The sequence below is a fragment of the Streptomyces sp. NPDC023481 genome, assembly GCF_055560195.1.
Genome location: NZ_JBVHJE010000017.1, coordinates 82,087 through 99,220, shown reverse-complemented (window position 1 = coordinate 99,220; position 17,134 = coordinate 82,087). Strand labels below are relative to the sequence as shown.

At 69.9% G+C, this 17,134-nt stretch carries 16 protein-coding genes and 1 pseudogene; 10 read left to right on the top strand and 7 right to left on the bottom strand.

Features of this window, described 5'->3' with window-relative positions:
* Positions 1-355: 355 nt before the first annotated feature.
* A complete protein-coding gene (locus tag ACZ3ZD_RS29015; protein ID WP_467403390.1) occupies positions 356-1,015 on the top strand; it encodes an endonuclease VII domain-containing protein in 660 nt (219 codons plus the stop codon).
* A 732-nt stretch (positions 1,016-1,747) separates the two neighbouring features.
* Here ACZ3ZD_RS29015 and ACZ3ZD_RS29010 read toward each other — a convergent pair.
* The 4 genes and pseudogenes from ACZ3ZD_RS29010 to ACZ3ZD_RS28995 form a co-directional block, all read right to left on the bottom strand.
* On the bottom strand, positions 1,748-2,326 hold the full coding sequence (locus ACZ3ZD_RS29010) for a NifU family protein (RefSeq protein WP_467403387.1): 579 nt from the start codon (positions 2,324-2,326) through the stop codon (positions 1,748-1,750).
* The gene (gene feoB / locus ACZ3ZD_RS29005) at positions 2,323-4,260 is read right to left on the bottom strand and encodes a ferrous iron transporter B (protein WP_467403384.1); all 1,938 of its coding nucleotides are present in this window, start codon (positions 4,258-4,260) and stop codon (positions 2,323-2,325) included. Before feoB ends, ACZ3ZD_RS29010 begins: the two co-directional genes overlap by 4 nt.
* Complete coding sequence (locus ACZ3ZD_RS29000; RefSeq protein ID WP_467403382.1) at positions 4,257-4,556, bottom strand: FeoA family protein; 300 nt, start codon at positions 4,554-4,556, stop codon at positions 4,257-4,259. The genes feoB and ACZ3ZD_RS29000 overlap by 4 nt, the downstream gene beginning before the upstream one ends.
* Positions 4,557-4,701: 145 nt before the next feature.
* Positions 4,702-5,355: pseudogene (locus tag ACZ3ZD_RS28995) on the bottom strand (tyrosine-type recombinase/integrase); the annotation flags it as partial.
* Between the two features lie 350 nt (positions 5,356-5,705).
* On the opposite strand from ACZ3ZD_RS28995, the gene ACZ3ZD_RS28990 reads away from it, so the two are divergent.
* The 6 genes from ACZ3ZD_RS28990 (at position 5,706) to ACZ3ZD_RS28965 (ending at position 10,911) form a co-directional block, all read left to right on the top strand.
* Positions 5,706-6,455 (top strand): hypothetical protein, encoded by a 750-nt coding sequence (locus ACZ3ZD_RS28990; protein ID WP_467403381.1) that lies wholly within the window; start codon positions 5,706-5,708, stop codon positions 6,453-6,455.
* A 375-nt stretch (positions 6,456-6,830) separates the two neighbouring features.
* Positions 6,831-7,319 carry a hypothetical protein gene (locus ACZ3ZD_RS28985; protein ID WP_467403378.1) on the top strand — a complete coding sequence of 163 codons (489 nt, stop codon included), beginning with the start codon at positions 6,831-6,833 and terminating at the stop codon, positions 7,317-7,319.
* Positions 7,320-7,431: 112 nt separating this feature from the next.
* Positions 7,432-7,965, top strand: a complete 534-nt coding sequence (locus ACZ3ZD_RS28980) for a hypothetical protein (protein ID WP_467403376.1) — start codon at positions 7,432-7,434, stop codon at positions 7,963-7,965.
* A gap of 10 nt (positions 7,966-7,975) precedes the next feature.
* Positions 7,976-8,989, top strand: a complete 1,014-nt coding sequence (locus ACZ3ZD_RS28975) for a hypothetical protein (RefSeq protein ID WP_467403373.1) — start codon at positions 7,976-7,978, stop codon at positions 8,987-8,989.
* Between the two features lie 55 nt (positions 8,990-9,044).
* Complete coding sequence (locus ACZ3ZD_RS28970; RefSeq protein ID WP_467403371.1) at positions 9,045-10,379, top strand: Dyp-type peroxidase; 1,335 nt, start codon at positions 9,045-9,047, stop codon at positions 10,377-10,379.
* Positions 10,380-10,620: 241 nt separating this feature from the next.
* Positions 10,621-10,911, top strand: a complete 291-nt coding sequence (locus ACZ3ZD_RS28965; RefSeq protein WP_467403369.1) for a hypothetical protein — start codon at positions 10,621-10,623, stop codon at positions 10,909-10,911.
* A gap of 144 nt (positions 10,912-11,055) precedes the next feature.
* On the opposite strand, the gene ACZ3ZD_RS28960 is transcribed toward ACZ3ZD_RS28965, so the two are convergent.
* Entirely contained in the window at positions 11,056-11,556 is a 501-nt protein-coding gene (locus tag ACZ3ZD_RS28960; RefSeq protein ID WP_467403365.1) for an SPW repeat protein, read from the bottom strand.
* A gap of 207 nt (positions 11,557-11,763) precedes the next feature.
* On the bottom strand, positions 11,764-12,786 hold the full coding sequence (gene ku, locus ACZ3ZD_RS28955; RefSeq protein ID WP_467403361.1) for a non-homologous end joining protein Ku: 1,023 nt from the start codon (positions 12,784-12,786) through the stop codon (positions 11,764-11,766).
* Positions 12,787-12,839: 53 nt separating this feature from the next.
* Here ku and ligD point away from each other — a divergent pair, with 53 nt between their 5' ends.
* Entirely contained in the window at positions 12,840-13,727 is an 888-nt protein-coding gene (ligD, locus tag ACZ3ZD_RS28950; protein WP_467403358.1) for a non-homologous end-joining DNA ligase, read from the top strand.
* 11 nt (positions 13,728-13,738) lie between these two features.
* Here the strand turns inward: ligD and ACZ3ZD_RS28945 are convergent, their stop codons facing one another.
* Positions 13,739-14,542 (bottom strand): nuclease-related domain-containing protein, encoded by an 804-nt coding sequence (locus tag ACZ3ZD_RS28945; RefSeq protein ID WP_467403355.1) that lies wholly within the window; start codon positions 14,540-14,542, stop codon positions 13,739-13,741.
* 391 nt (positions 14,543-14,933) lie between these two features.
* Between ACZ3ZD_RS28945 and ACZ3ZD_RS28940 the strand changes: the two genes are divergently transcribed.
* Positions 14,934-15,728, top strand: coding sequence for a hypothetical protein (locus ACZ3ZD_RS28940; protein WP_467403352.1), 795 nt, complete (start codon positions 14,934-14,936; stop codon positions 15,726-15,728).
* Positions 15,725-16,978: an ATP-binding protein gene (locus tag ACZ3ZD_RS28935; RefSeq protein WP_467403349.1), complete on the top strand. Its 1,254-nt coding sequence runs from the start codon at positions 15,725-15,727 to the stop codon at positions 16,976-16,978. Before ACZ3ZD_RS28940 ends, ACZ3ZD_RS28935 begins: the two co-directional genes overlap by 4 nt.
* The last annotated feature ends 156 nt before the right edge of the window (positions 16,979-17,134 follow it).

Here is a 17,134-nt window from a genome sequence, read left to right as displayed (position 1 = left end):
TTGTCCGACGCGTCGGACTGTCCGGCATGTTTAGGAGGTTGGGGGGGCGCCAGTACCCCACCTGCCCGACCCTGCACAGGGCTGCCCCCGTTATGTTTTCCGCGGTCCTGCAAGAGGGCCGCTGGCCTCCGGGCCCGGGCATGACTTTTGCCCCCTGTCGCCCCCCGGATGTTGCAGCCCTTTGCCTGTTGTCTCCTGCTCATAAGGGCTGGTTTCACGGTACGTAGCTGGCGAGGGCGAGACAGGCAGTCTCATTCGCCCCGCCATCCGAGCATGCAGCCGCCAACAAGCGAGGCTCCGGACGAAGGCCGGATTCAGATTTAAATAGCCTAGGGAAAAGGGTTCAAGCACGATCATGGATGTGACGCCAGAGTCAAAGCCAAAGTGCTCTAACGGTTGCGGCCGGCCCGCTAAGGCCCGCGGCTTGTGCAGTGGGTGTTACGAGAAGGACCGCTCTGAGCGCATGCCTTTCTGCGCCATCAAGGGATGCACTAACCGTGCTAGAGCGAAGGACCTCTGCAATCTACACTTGCAGAGAAAAGCGAAGGGCGTCTCGATGTTTGCGCCCCCGCAGGTGAAGAGCCGCATAATCCCTATGAGCGAGCGCTACAACGAGCGCGGCGAACGGATATGCAGCAAGTGCCTCCGTTGGCTCTCCCCGACCGAGTTCCACAAGCGGGCGAAGCAGACGCCAGGAGATGACGGCCTCCGGTCCATGTGTAACCGCTGCGTCATCTGCTGGCGATACGGCATCACCTACCAACAATTCGCGGAACTACTGGAGGCTCAGGGTGGAGCCTGCGCGATTTGCCGGAAGGACATCTGTGCTAGCGGCAGAGAGCTATCTATCGACCACGACCACTCGTGCTGCTCTCAGGGCGGGCGCTCGTGCGGCAAATGCGTACGCGGCATCCTGTGCCAGCCCTGCAACGGAATGCTGGGCTATGCCCAGGATGACCCCGAGATACTGAAGGCAGGTATTAACTACCTTCTTAGCCACCGACCGCACCGTTGATGACGTTGGAAGTCGCTCCGGTCTAGAAGTCAGGACGGTTCTTTTCTTGCACTTTCAGCCTCGCACGATGGCCCTTGGCCGACGTAGGCGCCATGGGGGTTGCCCCGTGTGTCCGACTGTCCGACTATTGCGCGGACCTGCACAAAAGGGTGGGACAGCGAGATTCACAGTGTCCCACCTGTCCGGCCTGAGTGCCGGGCTGCAACATCCGGGGGGGCAGCCTCTCACGTCGTCGCCTCCCGTCTGGTCCTCAACCAGACTGGAAGTAAGTAACCTTCCCGCGTGCGTGTGAGGGGCGTGTGAACCAAGCGTGACCACGCGCCGCGCGAGGCTCCCTTGCAGGTCAAAGGCATAATCAAACATGGTGTGACCATGCTCTCCGGAGCCGTGTGCGCAGGTTCGAATCCTGCCGGGGGCACCGTGGAATAGGTGCCCAAAGACGCCGTCACCAGCGGAAACGCTGAGGCCGGGGTCTTCGCGTATGTGCAGGCGTACGCAGCGTTGAGCGGCCCCAGGACGGGGTCTGTGGACTATTCGTGGACAGGATCTTGGAGCGTCTGCCCAGGTCAGCCCCTACAAATGGGAAGGCCCCTGGCCAAGTCCACGGGCCCGCGCTCCTCCATGGCCGTAGCCCTTCCGCCGACAGGAGCCTGTGACTGCCGGCGGAAGCCGCGCGCAGCCTGTCGGCCAAAGTGGTTGCAGCGGATCCGTCGCCGCCCCTGTCTTGGACGGTCACGCGCTGCGGCGGCGCAGGGTGAGCCATGTGTGCCTTGCCGCCTTGCCGGGCTCCTCCGTGGCGCGCAGCTCGACCAGGTCGGGGAAGCGGGCGCGCAGTTCCGATTCGAGGCGGGAGTGGAGGGTGAATCCGGCAGCTGGGCAGTGGCTGCAGGTGCCCGCCATCCGCACCTCCGCGTGCCGATCGTGGGCGGACACGATCGTCACTTCGCCGCCGTGGGAGCGGATGTAGTCGCCGGCGGATCCGTCCAGGACGTCCTGCAGTGCGGCGCGCAGCAGGACGTCTTCGGTGGCCACGTCGGCAGGCCGCCACCGCTGGGGGTGTTGCAGTGCGGCGCTGAGCGCGTCGCGTACTCGTGCTCCTGTGCCGGACCAGCTCCGGCCGTCGGCGAGTCGGATCACCACGGCCCCTGTCTCCACCTCGATGGAGGCGATGTCTTCGCGCTGGAGCATGTCCCCGAGCTCGTCCGGGGCCTCGGCGATCTCTCCGACGACCGGCAGCGTGCCGGCGGGGATCACCCAGCGGACGGCCTGCGGGTCGGCCGTGGCCTCGGGGTGCATGGGCACGATGCTCATGCCAGCAGTCCTACGACGGTGTGCGTCAGGAAGGCCATGGTCCAGGCCAGCACGAACATGTAGCCGAAGGCGACCGCGGGCCATCTCCACGAGCCGGTCTCACGACGCATGACCCCGACCGTCGACATGCACTGCAGTGCATAGAGGAAGAAGACCAGCAGGGCGGCCGTCGTGGCCGGGGTGAAGAGCTTCTTTCCCTGGTGCGGCCCGTCGGTGTAGGTCATGCGTGCCAGGGTTTCGGCCGGCTGGTCGGGGTTCTGGGCGGCGGCGACCTGGCCGAGCGTGGCGACGAACACCTCGCGGGCGGACAGCGATCCCAGCACGCCGATGTTGATCCGCCAGTCGAACCCAAGGGGCTCGAAGACGGGTTCGATGGCATGACCGATGTCGGCGGCGTAGCTGTGGTCGACCTCGTAGGCCGAGACGGCGGTCCGGTCGGTCGGGTCGACTCCGGCGGAGCGCACTTGGGCATCGCTGTGCATGGGCAGGCTGAGCAGCAGCCACATCGCGACGGTGACGAGCAGGATGATCCGGCCGACCTTGTGAAGGAAGCCCTTGCAGGCGCTCCACATGGCCTCGATCACCGCCCGCGGCCGCGGCAGCCGGTAGGACGGCATCTCCATGTAGAACGGCAGCACCGGTCCGCCCCGGCTGCTGAACCGTTTGAAGACCCAGGCCGTCGCCATGGCCGAGAGCGCGCCGACGAGGTACAGGGCGAACATGACGACGCCCTGGGCACCGAAAGGACCGACGCTGGTATCGGGACTCACCAGCAGGCCGGTCAGCAGCACATAGACCGTCAGACGCGCCGAGCAGGTCATCAGCGGCGCGCCCATCATAGTCGCGAAGCGGTCCTTGGCCGACGGGAGGGAGCGGGTGGCCATGATGCCGGGGATGGCGCAGGCGAGGGAGGAGAGCAGGGCGACGAACGCCCGGCCCTCCAGCCCGGCCTTGGCCATGAGCCGGTCCATCAGGAAGGCCGCACGGGAGAGGTAGCCGCTGCCTTCCAGCAGCGAGATCATGAGGAACAGCAGGGCGATCTGCGGCAGGAAGACCAGTACGCTGCCCAAGCCGCCGATCAGGGCGTTGCCGAGGAAGCCGGCGAGCAACGGGTTCGAGACGTATTCGGTGACCAGCGTGCCGAGCCGGTCGAAGAGGCTCTGCACCGCATCCTGCAGCGGTGTCGCAACGGTGAAGATGATCTGGAAGAACGCGAACATGGTCGCGAAGAAGATGAGTGTGCCCCACAGCGGGTGCAGCAGTACGGCATCGATGCGCCGCGTGCGGTGATCGACCTCGGGTACCTGGTAGTCCGCGCTCTGCAGCAGCGACTCCACCCAAGCCCGCCTCTGTGAGGGATCGGTGGGCGGCGCGACGACCGGCCGCTCCCATGCGGCCCAGTCGAGCAGCATGGACTGCAACTGCTCCAGGTCATTGCGTGATCCGCTTGTCACCGCGACGACCGGTACGCCGAGTGCACGGCGGAGGGCCGAGACGTCAAGGGTGCCGCCGCGACGGGCCAGTTCGTCACGGAAGGTGAGCACCACACAGATCGGCAGACCGGTCTGCATGACCTGGGCCAGTAGCCCGAGGGAACGGCGCAGCGTCGTCGCGTCGATCGTGACGAGAATCCCGTCGGGTGTGCCGATGCCCGGGTTGTCCGGGTCGAGCACATCGGCGACAACCTGCTCGTCCGGGCTGATCGGGTCGAGACTGTAGGTGCCCGGCAGATCCTCGATGACCACCTCGTGCTCGCCGACACGCGCTGTCCCCTCATAGCGCGCGACGGTCACTCCGGGGTAGTTGCCGGTCTTGGTCCGCAGGCCGGTCAGGGCATTGAAAAGCGTGCTCTTGCCCGAGTTCGGGCTGCCGACCAGAGCCAGACGAGTATTGCCGGTGACCGTCTGGGCCACCGGACCGCAGTGCGCGCTCATGCAGTGCGCCGTACACGGATGCCGGCAGCCTGCTCTTTGCGCAGTGCCACCTCGTAGTCCACGATCTGGAAGACAACGGGGTCGCCAAGCGGCGCCTTCCGCAGCACGGTGACCTCAGCGCCGGGAGCGAACCCCAGATCGAACAGTCGCCGCGCGGTGCTCGGCTCGACCGACTCGTCGATGTCGATCACCTGGCCACTCATCCCGGGTCGCAGGTCGGCCAGTCGCGCATCCCCCGCTGAATCCGTCGGCACGGACAGACCACTCCGAAGCGCACCCAACTGCACTGAGACCATCGACATCCTCAACCCCGGGATCACCTAAGTAGCTTAGGGCAGGCTAACCTTTTATCCCGGTAGCAGCAATATCGGCCCCCCTTCCCGACGCTGGACCCCACGGAGGGCTGCGGATCTGCGGGAGCCAAGCCGATGCCGCACATGATCACTCGTACTCACGCAACAACTCTTCGATCTTGCGGTTGGCGATCGCCTGCCGCCCGTCGATGCACTTGGCGTAGCGGCTCAGTAGGACTTCAACGCTGTTACCCGCACGTTCGGCGACCTCTGCAGGGTCGACACCGGAGTTGAGCCACCTCGACAGCGCCGAGTGGCGGAGGTCGTACGGCCGGGCGGCGAGCGGTGAGGTGACCGCGGCCGGCGGGAGCGCCAGCGCCCGAGCCTCCTGCCAGACGCGGTAGTACGTGGACGAGCCGACCACTCCCCCGCGTTCGTTGGTGAACAGCCGCCCGTCTTCGGCAACGCCGAAGGAGTCGAGGTGTTGCCGGAGGATGGCGACGAGCTGGGGCGGGATCGGTACGAGCCGGACCTCCTCCGCCGGCCGGTTCTTGAGGCCTCGGTCGTCGTGAGTCTCGCCGGAATCGGTCCACTGCTCGCCGACACTGGGGCGCGTCCGGTTCAGCAGTGCTGTCCCCCACCCGACCTCGGGCAGCTTCAGGTCGGCACTGGTGAGGCCGACGGCCTCAGCCGGGCGGAGGGCGCCGTAGTACATGCAGGCGAACAGGCCGACGAGTCGGCGGCCACGCGCGCGGCCGTACCCACCCACGTACGAGACAGCAGTCAGCAGGGAACGAGCCTGGCTTTACAAGATGCGACATGGCCTGCAGCAAGCCACCACCGTCAGGCGAAGCAACTACGTTAGCTTGCACAGAGGACTTCGAATCCTGCCGGGGCACCCAGCATGAGGTTTTCCAAAGACCCCGTCACCGGCAGAGATGCTGAGGCCGGGGTCTTCGCGTATGTGCGGGCATGTGCGGCCCGGAGCGGTCCCATGCCGGGTTCTGCAGACCAGACGTGGACGGGATCTTCGAGCATCGCCGCAGGTCGCCGGCTGCTTTCTGGCCCTAGGCTCGGCTTGCCCCCAAGGTCGGGCGACCGGCACGGCCCCAGCCGTGAGGCCCGACGCAGCCGGCTGCTTAGATCGTTGGCATGACGGACTGGTCCCAGCTCCACCACGCCTACGGCACGGCAGAAGACATTCCCGGCCTGCTCGACGCAGTGAGCCCGGCCCCGAAGGACTCAGGATGGACCGCCCTTTGGTCCCGGCTGTGCCATCAAGGGACCGTCTACCCAGCGAGCTACGCGGCCCTGCCCGCCCTGCGCGACGTGGCTCGCCAGTGGTCACCCGCGGACAGGCAGATGCCACTCACGCTCGCCGGCGCCATCGCAGCCAGCACTGACCGGCCATACGACGAGCAAGATCCCCACGTGGCCTACGCCTCGGAGATGTCGGACCTGGTGCGACTGACCGAGGAAGCTCTTCGGGATCCCACCCTCGCCGACGACCCCGCTACTTACGTCTACCTGCTGGCTGCGCTCCTCAGCTTCGAAGGGGACAAGGTCTGGGGTGAGCAGCTCGACGGACTGAACGACGATGAGTTCGAAGTCCCGTGCCCCTCGTGCAGCACGGAGAACTTCGTGGCTTTCGGTGAGTACGGCTTCTTCTCGACCACGGACAGCATGTACATGAACGAGGCCACGGCAAGGAAAATGCCGCTGCGGCCTGCGGACGCCTCAGCCCTGGAGGGGCTGGCCCAAAGGCTCCACAGTCGCGCACTCGCGGACGGCCAGACCGATGTCGCGCAGAAGTTGACCTACGTTTTCGGCAAAGCACAGTGCGCCGAGTGCGACGAGGTTTTCGGCGTCGCGGAAGCCGTCACCACTCGCTGGGACGCGTGACCCCGGCAACCGGTCAGCGCACCACACGCGGCCGAGGCGAACTGTCGCTCGACGGCCAGGTCGTCGGCCGGCGTCCGAAGTAGAAGCTCCGGGATGTGCCTGAGCGCGTCCCCGTGGACTCGCTGTGGGGGCCGGGCGGGAGTGGGCGTCGAGGGCGTTGTGCACGGAGCTGTGGCCGGTCTGGGGCGCGGCCTCTGGCTGCGGGGCTGCAGCGAGCGAGGCCCGGAGGTTGCGTGACGTGATGGCGATTGCGATTGCCGCCGGTGTCGGACTTCTCTCGCATCAGGGCGGCGCCGATGGTCTGGCCATGCGGGGCGCAACGGGCGTGAGCACACTGGGACCATGGAAAGCCGGGCTCCCTCGCCACCTGGGGACGTGTCCCCGTCGGACGCCGCCGAGGGGCGCGAGTACGCGGGGGCCGTGTACGGCTCGCTGCTCGCGGCCTCGGTGGTGGTCGGAGCCGGCTCACTCGGTTCCGCCCCCCGGCTGCAACTGGTTCTCCTGCTGCTGTGCACCGGGACGGTGTCCTGGGCGACCCGCGTGTACGGCCGGCTGTTCCGGCAGCGCATCGCGGGCGGGTCCGTGGGCATGAAGGACATCCGTGGAGCCTGCACGGACGAGTGGCCCGTCATCATGGCAGCCGTGCCGCCGGCCGTGGCAGTCGCTGTCACACCCTTGCTGGGCATCGGCCCGAAAGGGGCGGTGTGGCTGGCCCTCGGCGTGGCGCTGGCCGGTCATGTCGGCTGGTCCACGGTCGCCGCCCGCAGCGCGGGCGCCACAGGCCGCGCGGTGCTGATCACAGGGGCGGTCAACCTGGTGCTCGGCCTTGCCGTCGTGGTCTACAAGGTGGCCAGCAAGCGTTGACCGCCAGGGGGCGAGCCGTTGATCGGCTCCCCCGCTCGGCGGGCAGCCCCCGCCGTCGAGTGCGACGCTGGAGGTGGTCCGTCCCGGTCTCTGGAACACGGGAGGAGCGGACATGGAGATCAAGCCGCAGGCGGCCGTCATTCCCAAGGAAACCGGACACCTGGAACAGGGCAAATACGGCCCTGTTTTCCCCAGGACCCCGGCCTGTTACGGGTTCACCATCGTCGCGAACGTCAAACCGGGCAGGGCAGGCACGATGCGCGAGTACGGCTACACCTTGGCCAAGGCCCTGGAGCAGGATCCGTACCTCCTCGCGCCCTTGAAGCTGCACTATCTGCGCTGGGTTCTCTTCGACGACGACACGCGCTTCATGTACCAGGGAATTTTCGACACCGATTTCGACAAGTACACGGAGGACGCTGTCGCGCTCTTCACCAAAGCGGGCGTGAGCACGGCCTTCGAGAATCTCGAGGGTTTCCCCGAGGACTGGCGTACGAACCCCGACGCCTTCGTGCGCTTCGTACGCGAACACCACTGTCCGAGCTTCATCGAGTACGGCGAGTATCCGTACGTGACCGCGGACGAGATCAAGAAGGCGCTGCGGATCAAGAGCGCCCTTTCGGAGATGCTCGACCAGATGCAGTGAGACCATGGAAATGAGCGAGGTCAGGACCGCGCGCACGTACAACCAGCGGCACGTGCCGCGGAAGTACACCCCTGGCGGGCGTCGGGTGAGCGTGTACGTCTCCTGGAGCTATCCTGCGGAGGCCGGTCGCGACGCGGCCGAGCTGGACAACCGCTTCTCCACGATGACCGAGGTCAGGCGGGTGGCATGGCCCGCCTACGAGGACCCGAAGTGGTCGGACCCCTACCGGTTCCAGCAGGGCATCGCCGGGTCGCTGGAGCTGTTCTTCTGGGCCTGGATACCGTTCCAGGACTACGTCGAAGAGGTCACGGGACATTCCGTTCCCGTGTACCAGCGCATCGACCAGGCCGGTTTCTTCACGCCGCTCGACGAGCGGGTGCTCGGCGACACCGACGTGCTGTTCGTGTTCGGACTGGACCACGCGGTCACCGGGCAGGAGGCCCGGCCGGGGGAGATCGAGGCGCTGCGGGCGTTCCTCGGCCGGGAGGACGCCTGCCTCGTACTGGGCCCGCACCACGATGTCGGCGCCTCGGACGACCTCAAGGTCCGCGAGATGGAGTACCGCCATCACGGCGATCCACTGGTGCCCCGGCAGCAGCGGTTCGCCACCTACGTCAGGGACTTGTTGAAGGGCCTCGACGTACCGGTCGTGAACCGGTACGGGCTGCGCCCCGCGACGCTCGAGGGCAACCGGATCGCCCCGCTGTCCACGGTCCGGGATCTGGACCCGAAGGGCTGGCTCGACGGGGTGACGAACTTCAACTTCCACATGCACCTGCCGCACTACGACGTGACGGCCGACGATCCGGACGCTATCCGCGTGCTGGCCAGGCAGCCGATCGACACGTCCCGGCCGCATCCGTTCACGGAGGCGGGCAACGCGGAGTTCAACATGTTCCTGTGGATGCCGCCCGGCGGTGACCGCGCGGCCGATCTGCTGCTGGCGGACTCGACGATCTTCAGTTCCCTGTTCGGCGGTGACGACAGCCTGCGGAACTTCTGGCGGAACGTCGTCTCCAAATAAGGCGAGTAAGACAAGTAGGAGTCGTCTCCAAGCAGGACCCGCCCGGAGGTCAACGGTGAGCGTGCACACGGACGTCGCGTTGCGACTCGACGACATCCAGCGCGGGGTGCTCAGCGCCCGGCCGACGCCGTACGCGGCCACGTACCTCGTCTTCCGCATCGACGACCGGGGTGACGGACGGGAGTTCATGCGGCGCGCGAGTACGGCGGTGACCTCCGCGGCGGACTCCGTCAGCCCTCTGGGGGAGAGCTGGGTGAGTGTGGCCGTCACCTGCCGCGGTCTGGAGGCGCTGGGCGTGCCGCGCGCCTCGCTGGACACGTTCGCCTGGGAGTTCCGGCAGGGCATGGCCGCACGCGCCAGGGCGCTGGGCGATGTGGGCGAGAGCAGCCCGGAGTACTGGGAAGCACCGCTGGGCGGCCCCGGTGTACACGTGGTGATCACAGCGGTCGCGCCCGATCCCGCGCGCCTGGAAGCCGCTGTCGAACGGGCCCGGCCGGCGTACGACCGGCTTTCCGGTGTCACGGCGATATGGCGGCAGGCGTGTTACGCGCTGCCCACCGAGACCGAGCACTTCGGTTACCGCGACGGAGTCAGCCATCCGGCCGTCGAAGGCAGCGGCATACCGGGATCGAACCAGTTGGAAGTGCCCATCAAGGCCGGCGAGTTCGTCCTCGGCTACCGGGACGAACTCGGCGGCATCCAGAGCCCCGAGCCGGCCGTCCTGGCCCGCAACGGCAGTTACGCGGTCTTCCGCAAGCTCCACCAGAAGGTCGCCGAGTTCCGCCGCTACCTCAAGGACAACTCGACCGGGCCCCAGGACGAGGAGTTGATCGCCGCGAAGATCATGGGGCGTTGGCGCAGCGGGGCTCCCCTGGCGCTGGCTCCGGAGCATGACGATCCCGCCCTCGGTGCCGACGCGTACCGGCGCAACACGTTCCTGTACGAGGGCGACGACCCAATGGGGTTCAGGACACCCGGCGGCTGCCACATCCGCCGGGCCAATCCCCGTGACGCCGCGGTGGCGGGAGAGGTGCGGCTGCACCGCATGATCCGCCGCGGCGCCGTGTACGGTCCGCCCCTGCCCGAGGGGGTGTTGGAGGACGACGGGGCCGACCGCGGTCTGATGTTCGCGTTCATCGGCGCGCATCCGGGGCGGCAGTTCGAGTTCGTCCAGTCCCAGTGGATGAACGACGGCGTGTTCTTCGGCGCGGGCACCGCACAGGACCCCGTGACTGGATCCCGCGACGGCTCCGGCGAGTTCACCATCCCGCGGCGGCCTCTGCGCCGGCGCCTTGCCGCACTGCCGCGTTTCGTCGTCACCCGAGGGGGCGAGTACTGCTTCCTGCCGAGCCTGACCGCCCTGCGCTGGCTCGGTGACCTGCGCGACTGACACCTGTGGGGGGCCTCGTTCACCTAGCGGGGCCCGGTACGCCGGGACGCAGCCGGGTGACCCTTCGGCGGCCCGCCCGGTGCGGGGCGCGTTTGTCGGTCGTGGGAGCGGCAACGCGGGGTGCATGAGTCAGTCGAACAGTGCGACGAATCAGAGTTCTGGAGCCAAGCGGGGCACGGCCGGCAAGGCCCGGGGTGCTGCGGCGAAGGCCACCGCTCCCGCGTCGCGGGCGGCGGACAAGGTGGCTGACAAGGCCGCGGAGGAGGGCGAGCGCGTGGCCGGCACGAGCAGTGCGGTCGTGCGGGGCGCGGTCGACGGCGTGCAGGCCGGACGCAAGGCCGTCGTCACCGCCTCGGGGCAGGCCGTGGCGTTCGCCAGGACGGTGGGGACGGTGATCGCTCATCGGAAGGTGCTCGCCGCCGGCGTGGGCGCGGGCTTGTCGGCGTTGAGCGCCACCTCCTACCTGGCGGGCCGCCGGGCGGGGCGCCGGACGCTCGGACCCCTCACCCGGCTGACCGGCGGGCGGATCTGAGGGTCCCGCCCGCATCGCGGGGTCGTGCCGACCCCGTGCGGGTGGCGCCTCGCAAACGAACCGGTACCCCATGTGCCCGAAGACCCCGGCATCGGCGGAACGCCGGGCCGGGGTCGTCCCGTACGGGCCTGCCGCCGCGTCCCGTCAGCTTCGTCCTCCCGCATAGGGACCGGACATGCGGCCGGCGGGGCCGGTGGCTTCCTTGCCGCGGGCGGCCGGGCGGCCGATCGCGGCGGCCGCGAGGGCCAGCAGCAGCCCTATGACGCCGACGATGACGTTGTTGACGATGGTCTTCGTCGTGGAGACGTTGCCGGCCACGGCCCACGGCGCGATGATCGTCCACACGCTCAGTGCGCAAGCGGCCCAGGCCATGCTGTGCACGCGGTCGTAGGCCCGGCCGAAGCCACCGCTCATGAGCAGCGCGTAGGCGATGCCGGTGATCAGGTTGTTGACCGCCAGGGTGGAGAAGCCGTTGAAGCCCGTGATCCAGGGCGAGGCCGCGAGGTAGAGCCCGGTGAGCAGGGCCATGGTCTCGATGGCCTGCGCCTTTGGCGTGCTCGTGGTGCGTTCGGCCATCTCGTGGCGTTCACGCATGGCGATGATGTCGGGGTGGGTCGCCATGTCGGTCCGAGGAGAGGTCGCCATGTCACTTACCTCCGAAGTATGGCGTTCGTACCGATGTGCCGGGCGGGTACCCATCTGCCGGGCGCTAACCGCCGGGTTCACGGGTGACTCCGGTGCGGCGTAGGCGTTCGGCGGCTTTCCGATCGTGTCTCCCGCCTCGCGCAGGGCCCGGAAGTGGTGGCACGACCGGCTACAGCACCGGCACGGTCGCGAGCGTCCCCATGCCTGTCACGCCGACCGCTTGCGGGGCGTGGTCTTCTTCGTCTGGGCCTTCTTCGTCGTGCTCTTCGCCGCCGCGGACCCCGTCTTCTTCCCGCTCTCCCCCGCCTTCGACGTCGACTTGCGTGCGGGCGTGGCCTTCTTCGCCGGGGTCGTCTTCTTCGCGGCCGTGGACGTCGACTTCTTGCCGGCCGGTTCCTTGGGGGCCGTCCGGCCCCGGCGCAGGGGTCTGACGTCGGCCTCCGCGCCGGCGGCCGCGCGGGACTCGCGGGCCGCGCGCACGCTGCCCTCCAGGGCGGCCATCAGGTCGAGCACCTTGCCGCCGGCGGCGGGGGCCGGGGCCTCGGGCGGGGACTCGCCGGAGGCCTTCGCGGCGATGACCTCCTCCAGCGCCTCCCGGTACTCGTCGTGCAGGTCGTCCATGTCGACCTCGCCGAGGGTGTCCATCAGGGCGTCCGCGAGGTCGAGCTCCTTGTCCCGGATGGTGACGTCGGTCTCGGGGGCGACGCCCTCCGGGGCCCGCACCTCGTCGGGCCACAGCAGGCCGTGCATGGCGATGGCGTCGCCGACGACCCGCAGCATGCCGAGGCGCTCCCGGCCGCGCAGCGCGTACTTGGCGATGGCGACCTTGTTGCTGCGTTTGAGGGCCTCGCGCAGCAGGGTGTACGGCTTGGCGGCGGGGGCTCCGCTGGCGGCGAGGTAGTAGGCCGCGTCCATCTGGAGGGGGTCGATGCGGTCGGCCGGTACGAAGGCCACGATCTCGATCGTGCGGGCCGTCGGGATGGGCAGGTGGGAGAGGTCGTCGTCGGTGATCGGGATGATCGTGCCGTCGGCGTCCTCGTACCCCTTGCCGATCTCGGCCTGGGTGACCTCGCGCTCCTCCAGTTCGCACACCTTGCGGTAGCGGATGCGGCCGTTGTCCTCGGTGTGGATCTGCCGGAAGGAGATGGCGTGGCTCTCCGTGGCGTTCACCAGCTTGATCGGGATGCTGACGAGACCGAAGGAGATGGCGCCGTTCCAGATCGATCGCACGTGCCGCACCCTTCCTTTGCAGATTTATCCCGCTTGTCTGGGATTGTCATCTTATGACGCCTATCACAGAGGTGGAGGGGCACCGGGTCGCGCTCAGCAACCTGGAGAAGGTGCTGTATCCGGAGACCGGCTTCACCAAAGGGGAGCTGCTGCACTACTACGCGACCACCGCACCGGCCCTGCTGCCGCATCTGCGGGACCGGGCGGTGTCCTTCCTGCGCTATCCCGACGGCCCGGAGGGTCAGCGGTTCTTCACCAAGAACGTGCCGCCGGGTACGCCCGACTGGGTCACCACCGCCGAGGTGCCGCGGTCGTCGGCGGACAGCCCGGCCCGGATGGTGGTGGTGCAGGACCTGCCGAGCCTGGTCTGGGCGGCGAACCTGGTCACGGAGTTCCACACGCACCAGTGGCTGGTGCAGTCCCCGCAGGAGGCGGACCGGCTGGTCTTCGACCTCGACCCGGGCGCGCCCGCGACGATCGTGCACTGCTGCGAGGTCGCCCTGTGGCTGCGTGAGCGGCTCGCGGCGGACGGCATCGAGGCGTACCCGAAGACCGCCGGCTCCAAGGGGCTGCACCTGCTGGCCGCGGTGCGCGGCAGCTCTTCCGAGGAGACGTCGGAGTACGCGAAGGCGCTGGCCGTGGAGGCCGAGCGGGAGCTGCCCCGGCTGGTGGTGCACCGGATGACGAAGAGCCTCAGGCCGGGGAAGGTGTTCGTCGACTGGAGCCAGAACGCGGCCCGCAAGACGACGGCCACCCCGTACACCGTGCGCGCCCGCCGGGCCCCGCTGGTGTCGGCTCCGGTGACCTGGGAGGAGGTGGCCGACTGCCGCAGCCCCGGCCGACTGGAGTTCCGGGCGGAGGACATCGCCCCGCGCCTTCAGGACCTCGGCGACCTCATGGCCCCGCTGACGGAACCGGAGCGGGCCGTACCGCTGCCCTGACCGCTCCCCGTCTACACCCGGCCCCAGGTGTTGCGGTCACGGGCCATCCCGTGCAGGGCCTCCACGTCCGCCGGTTTGAGCACCCCGCCCATCCGGGCCAGGCCGGCCAGCTCGGTGTCCGTCAGGATCCGCAGCCCGCGCGGGCGCGCCGTGACCGTCACGTCGGCCGGGCCGGCCAGGGCGAGCAGCGGGCGCACCTCGGCGGTCAGGGCGTAGGAGGCGCGGTCGGCGTCGGCGCGCAGCCGGCGCAGCAGCGGCTCGGCCTCGCGGCGGCCCAGGGTGACCATCGGGTCGGCGACCAGGACCCGGCTCCTACGGGCGTACAGGGCGTGTACGGCGAACAGGCCGCCGGGACCGATCACCAGGTGGTGGATGCGGTCGCCGCCGGGCAGCGGGACGGAGTGCACGGTGTGCCAGCCGGCGCCCTCCAGCTCGTCCAGGGCGCCGCCGACGGTCTGCTCGGCGGTCAGCGCGCGCCGGCGCGGGTCGGGGCGCAGCCGGTGGGCGGGGCCGGGGTCGCGGTCGAGGGCGACGAGCAGGGCCTCGCCGGGGCGGTTGGGGGCGAGGTCGTCGTCGGGGTGCAGGGTGAGCCGGGCGAGTTCCGCGGGGGTGGGCACCGGGGGCGGTCCCACGGTGACCGGGCCGGTGAGGAAGGGTTGCAGGGCCTTCAGTACGTCGTCCCTGCTGTCCTCGCCGAGCAGGTTGACCCGGCCCGTCTCACGGTCGTACCAGGCGAGGTGGGACCCGTCCTCGCGGCAGACGTACAGCCGCTCCCGGCCGTGCCGGAATGCCGGCACCACGCGCAGTCCGCTCATGCGCCATCACCCCCCGACCATGGGAACAGGCGGGGTGCCGCCGGGGCAAGACCGGTTACCGCCGAGGCCAGTCCCGGGAGGCGAGCCGGGCGGGTGCCGTCGCGTACGCCGGCGCGAGCGGGTGGGCCGTACCGGTTCCGGGGCCGTCGCGTACGGGTGGGCCGCACCGGTTCCGGGGCCGTCGCGAACGGGTGGGCCGTACCGGTCCGGGGCTTTCCGGCCACCGGTTCCGGGGGTCGTTCCGGTCGGCTGGAGTCCGCCGTACCCCTGCTGAAGAAGCCGGCCGGCCGGCAGCGCACCGGCCGCCGACCGGCCCGGTCCCGCGCGGGCTCTGCCTGCCTCGCGCCCCGCACCCGGAGCCGTGCCCGGCGGGCTACGTCAGAATGTAGGGATGCCGGTCCGTCGTCCCCTGCGCGCCGCCCTCGCCGCGGCTGCCGTCGCCGTGCTGTCGGCGACGGCGGCGGCCTGCGGTGACACCGGGGGGCTGCGCGGTGCCGGGCCGACGCCGACCGCCGCGAGCCCCGCCAAGCTCTGGCCGGATCTGCGGCCGGCGTCCAGCCCGGCCTACCCCTACGACGTGGCGACCCGGGAGATCGTCAAGGGCATCACGGTCCCCGGTGACGACATCCGCGCGATCGATCCCGTGGACGTGGTGGAGGCGGAGCTGAAGGCGCACCCCGCCGACTACGGCTCGAAGGGGGCGTACCACGCGACCGTGAACCGGATGAAGGAGTGCCGGCCGGGCGGGGACCGGGCTCGGTGTCCGCTGCTGAAGCCGTACTACCGGGACCTCACCGGGGACGGCCGGGCGGATCTGACGCTCGGCTTCCGGCTGTACCCGACCAACCAGACGGCGGTGCGGGTGTACACCGTCGAGCGGCACCGGCTGGTGCAGGTGCTGGCCGACAACGACGCGATCATCGGGGTGGAGCTGGCCGGGCGGTCGCTGATCGAACGGTCGCCGGCCGACATCTCCGGTTACGAGTACCGCACCACCTGGGAGTGGGACCCGGGCCAGCGGGCGATGGTCTTCTCCCGCGACGAGTACCTGCACGTCGGCGACGGCCGCACCGGCCGGACCCCGTCCCCGTCGGTCTCCCCCGACGCGATCCCGGCGACACCGGAGAGCCCGGCGACTCCGACGAGCGCGGCAACCCCGGCGACCACCCCGGCGAGCCCGCGGTGAGGCTCGCGCTGCCCCACTGGGCCGGGGCCCTCGCCGTCAAGGCCGCCGTGTTCATCACCGTGATGTGCTGCGCGCTGGCCGCGCTGCTCGGCGTGCTCGTCCATGTCTCGGTGACCAACCAGACCGTCGGCCAGGCCCGCGACCTGGCGCTGTCCCGGCTCGCGGACGCCACGCGGGCGTACGAGGCCGGGGACACGCTGCTGCCGGGTGCCGGGGTGGAGCCCGAGGGGTTGCCGACTCCGCTGCGGACGCTGGCGGCGGCCGGGGAGCGCGGCACGATGGTCGCCACCCACCAGGGCCGGCCGATCATGTGGGCGGCGGGACCGGTGGCCGGGCACCGGGCGCTGGCCGTGGAGGTCGACTACTCGCAGCAGTCCCGCACCATCGCCGGTCTCGACCAGTCGATCCTGTGGTCGTCGGGGCTGGCGATCGGCGCGACCGTGCTGGTCGGCGCGTTCGCGGTGACCCGGGTGACCCGGCGGCTGCACGGCACCGCGCAGGTCGCCCGGCGGATCAGCGCCGGCGACCTGGACGCCCGGGTGAACGACCCCCGGACGCAGGATCCGACCCGCCCGCAGGACGAGGTCGCCGCCGTGGCCGCGGCCCTGGACACGATGGCGTCGACCCTGCAGAGCAAGCTGCTGAGCGAGCAGCGGTTCACCGCGGACGTCGCGCACGAGCTGCGCACTCCGCTGACCGGGCTGCACGCGGCGGCCGAGCTGCTGCCGCCCGGGCGGCCGACGGAACTGGTCCGGGACCGGGTGGCGGCGCTGCGCACGCTCACCGAGGACCTGCTGGAGATCTCACGGCTGGACACCGGGCGGGAGCGGCTGGAGGTCGGCACGGAGTGGCTGGGGGCGCTGGCCGCGCGGGTGGTACGGGCCTCGGGCACCGGCACCGAGGTGCGGGTCCTGCGGGACGCCCGGGTGGAGACCGACCGGCGGCGGCTGGAGCGGGTGCTGGGGAACCTGGTGGCCAACGCGCACAAGCACGGGGCGCCGCCGGTGGTGCTGACGGTGGACGGTCCGGTGGTGACCGTGCGGGACCACGGGGGCGGGTATCCGGGGTATCTGGTGGCGCACGGGCCGCAGCGGTTCCGCACCGAGGGCGGGGCCAAGGGGCACGGGCTCGGGCTGACCATCGCGGTGGGGCAGGCGGAGGTGCTGGGTGCCGCCCTGACCTTCGCCAACGCGGTGGACGGGGGCGCGGTGGCGACGCTGACGCTGCCGGCGGCTCCGCCGGTCGCCTGATCAGCCCTCCGCGACGCTGCCCGCCGCGAGACCCCCGTTTGCCTGAGCAGCCCTCCTCGACCCTGCCGTCGGCTCCGCCGGTCGACTGAACGGCCCTCGTCAACGCCGCCGGTGGCGAGCCGGTCGACTGAACAGCCCTCCGCGACGCTGTCCGCC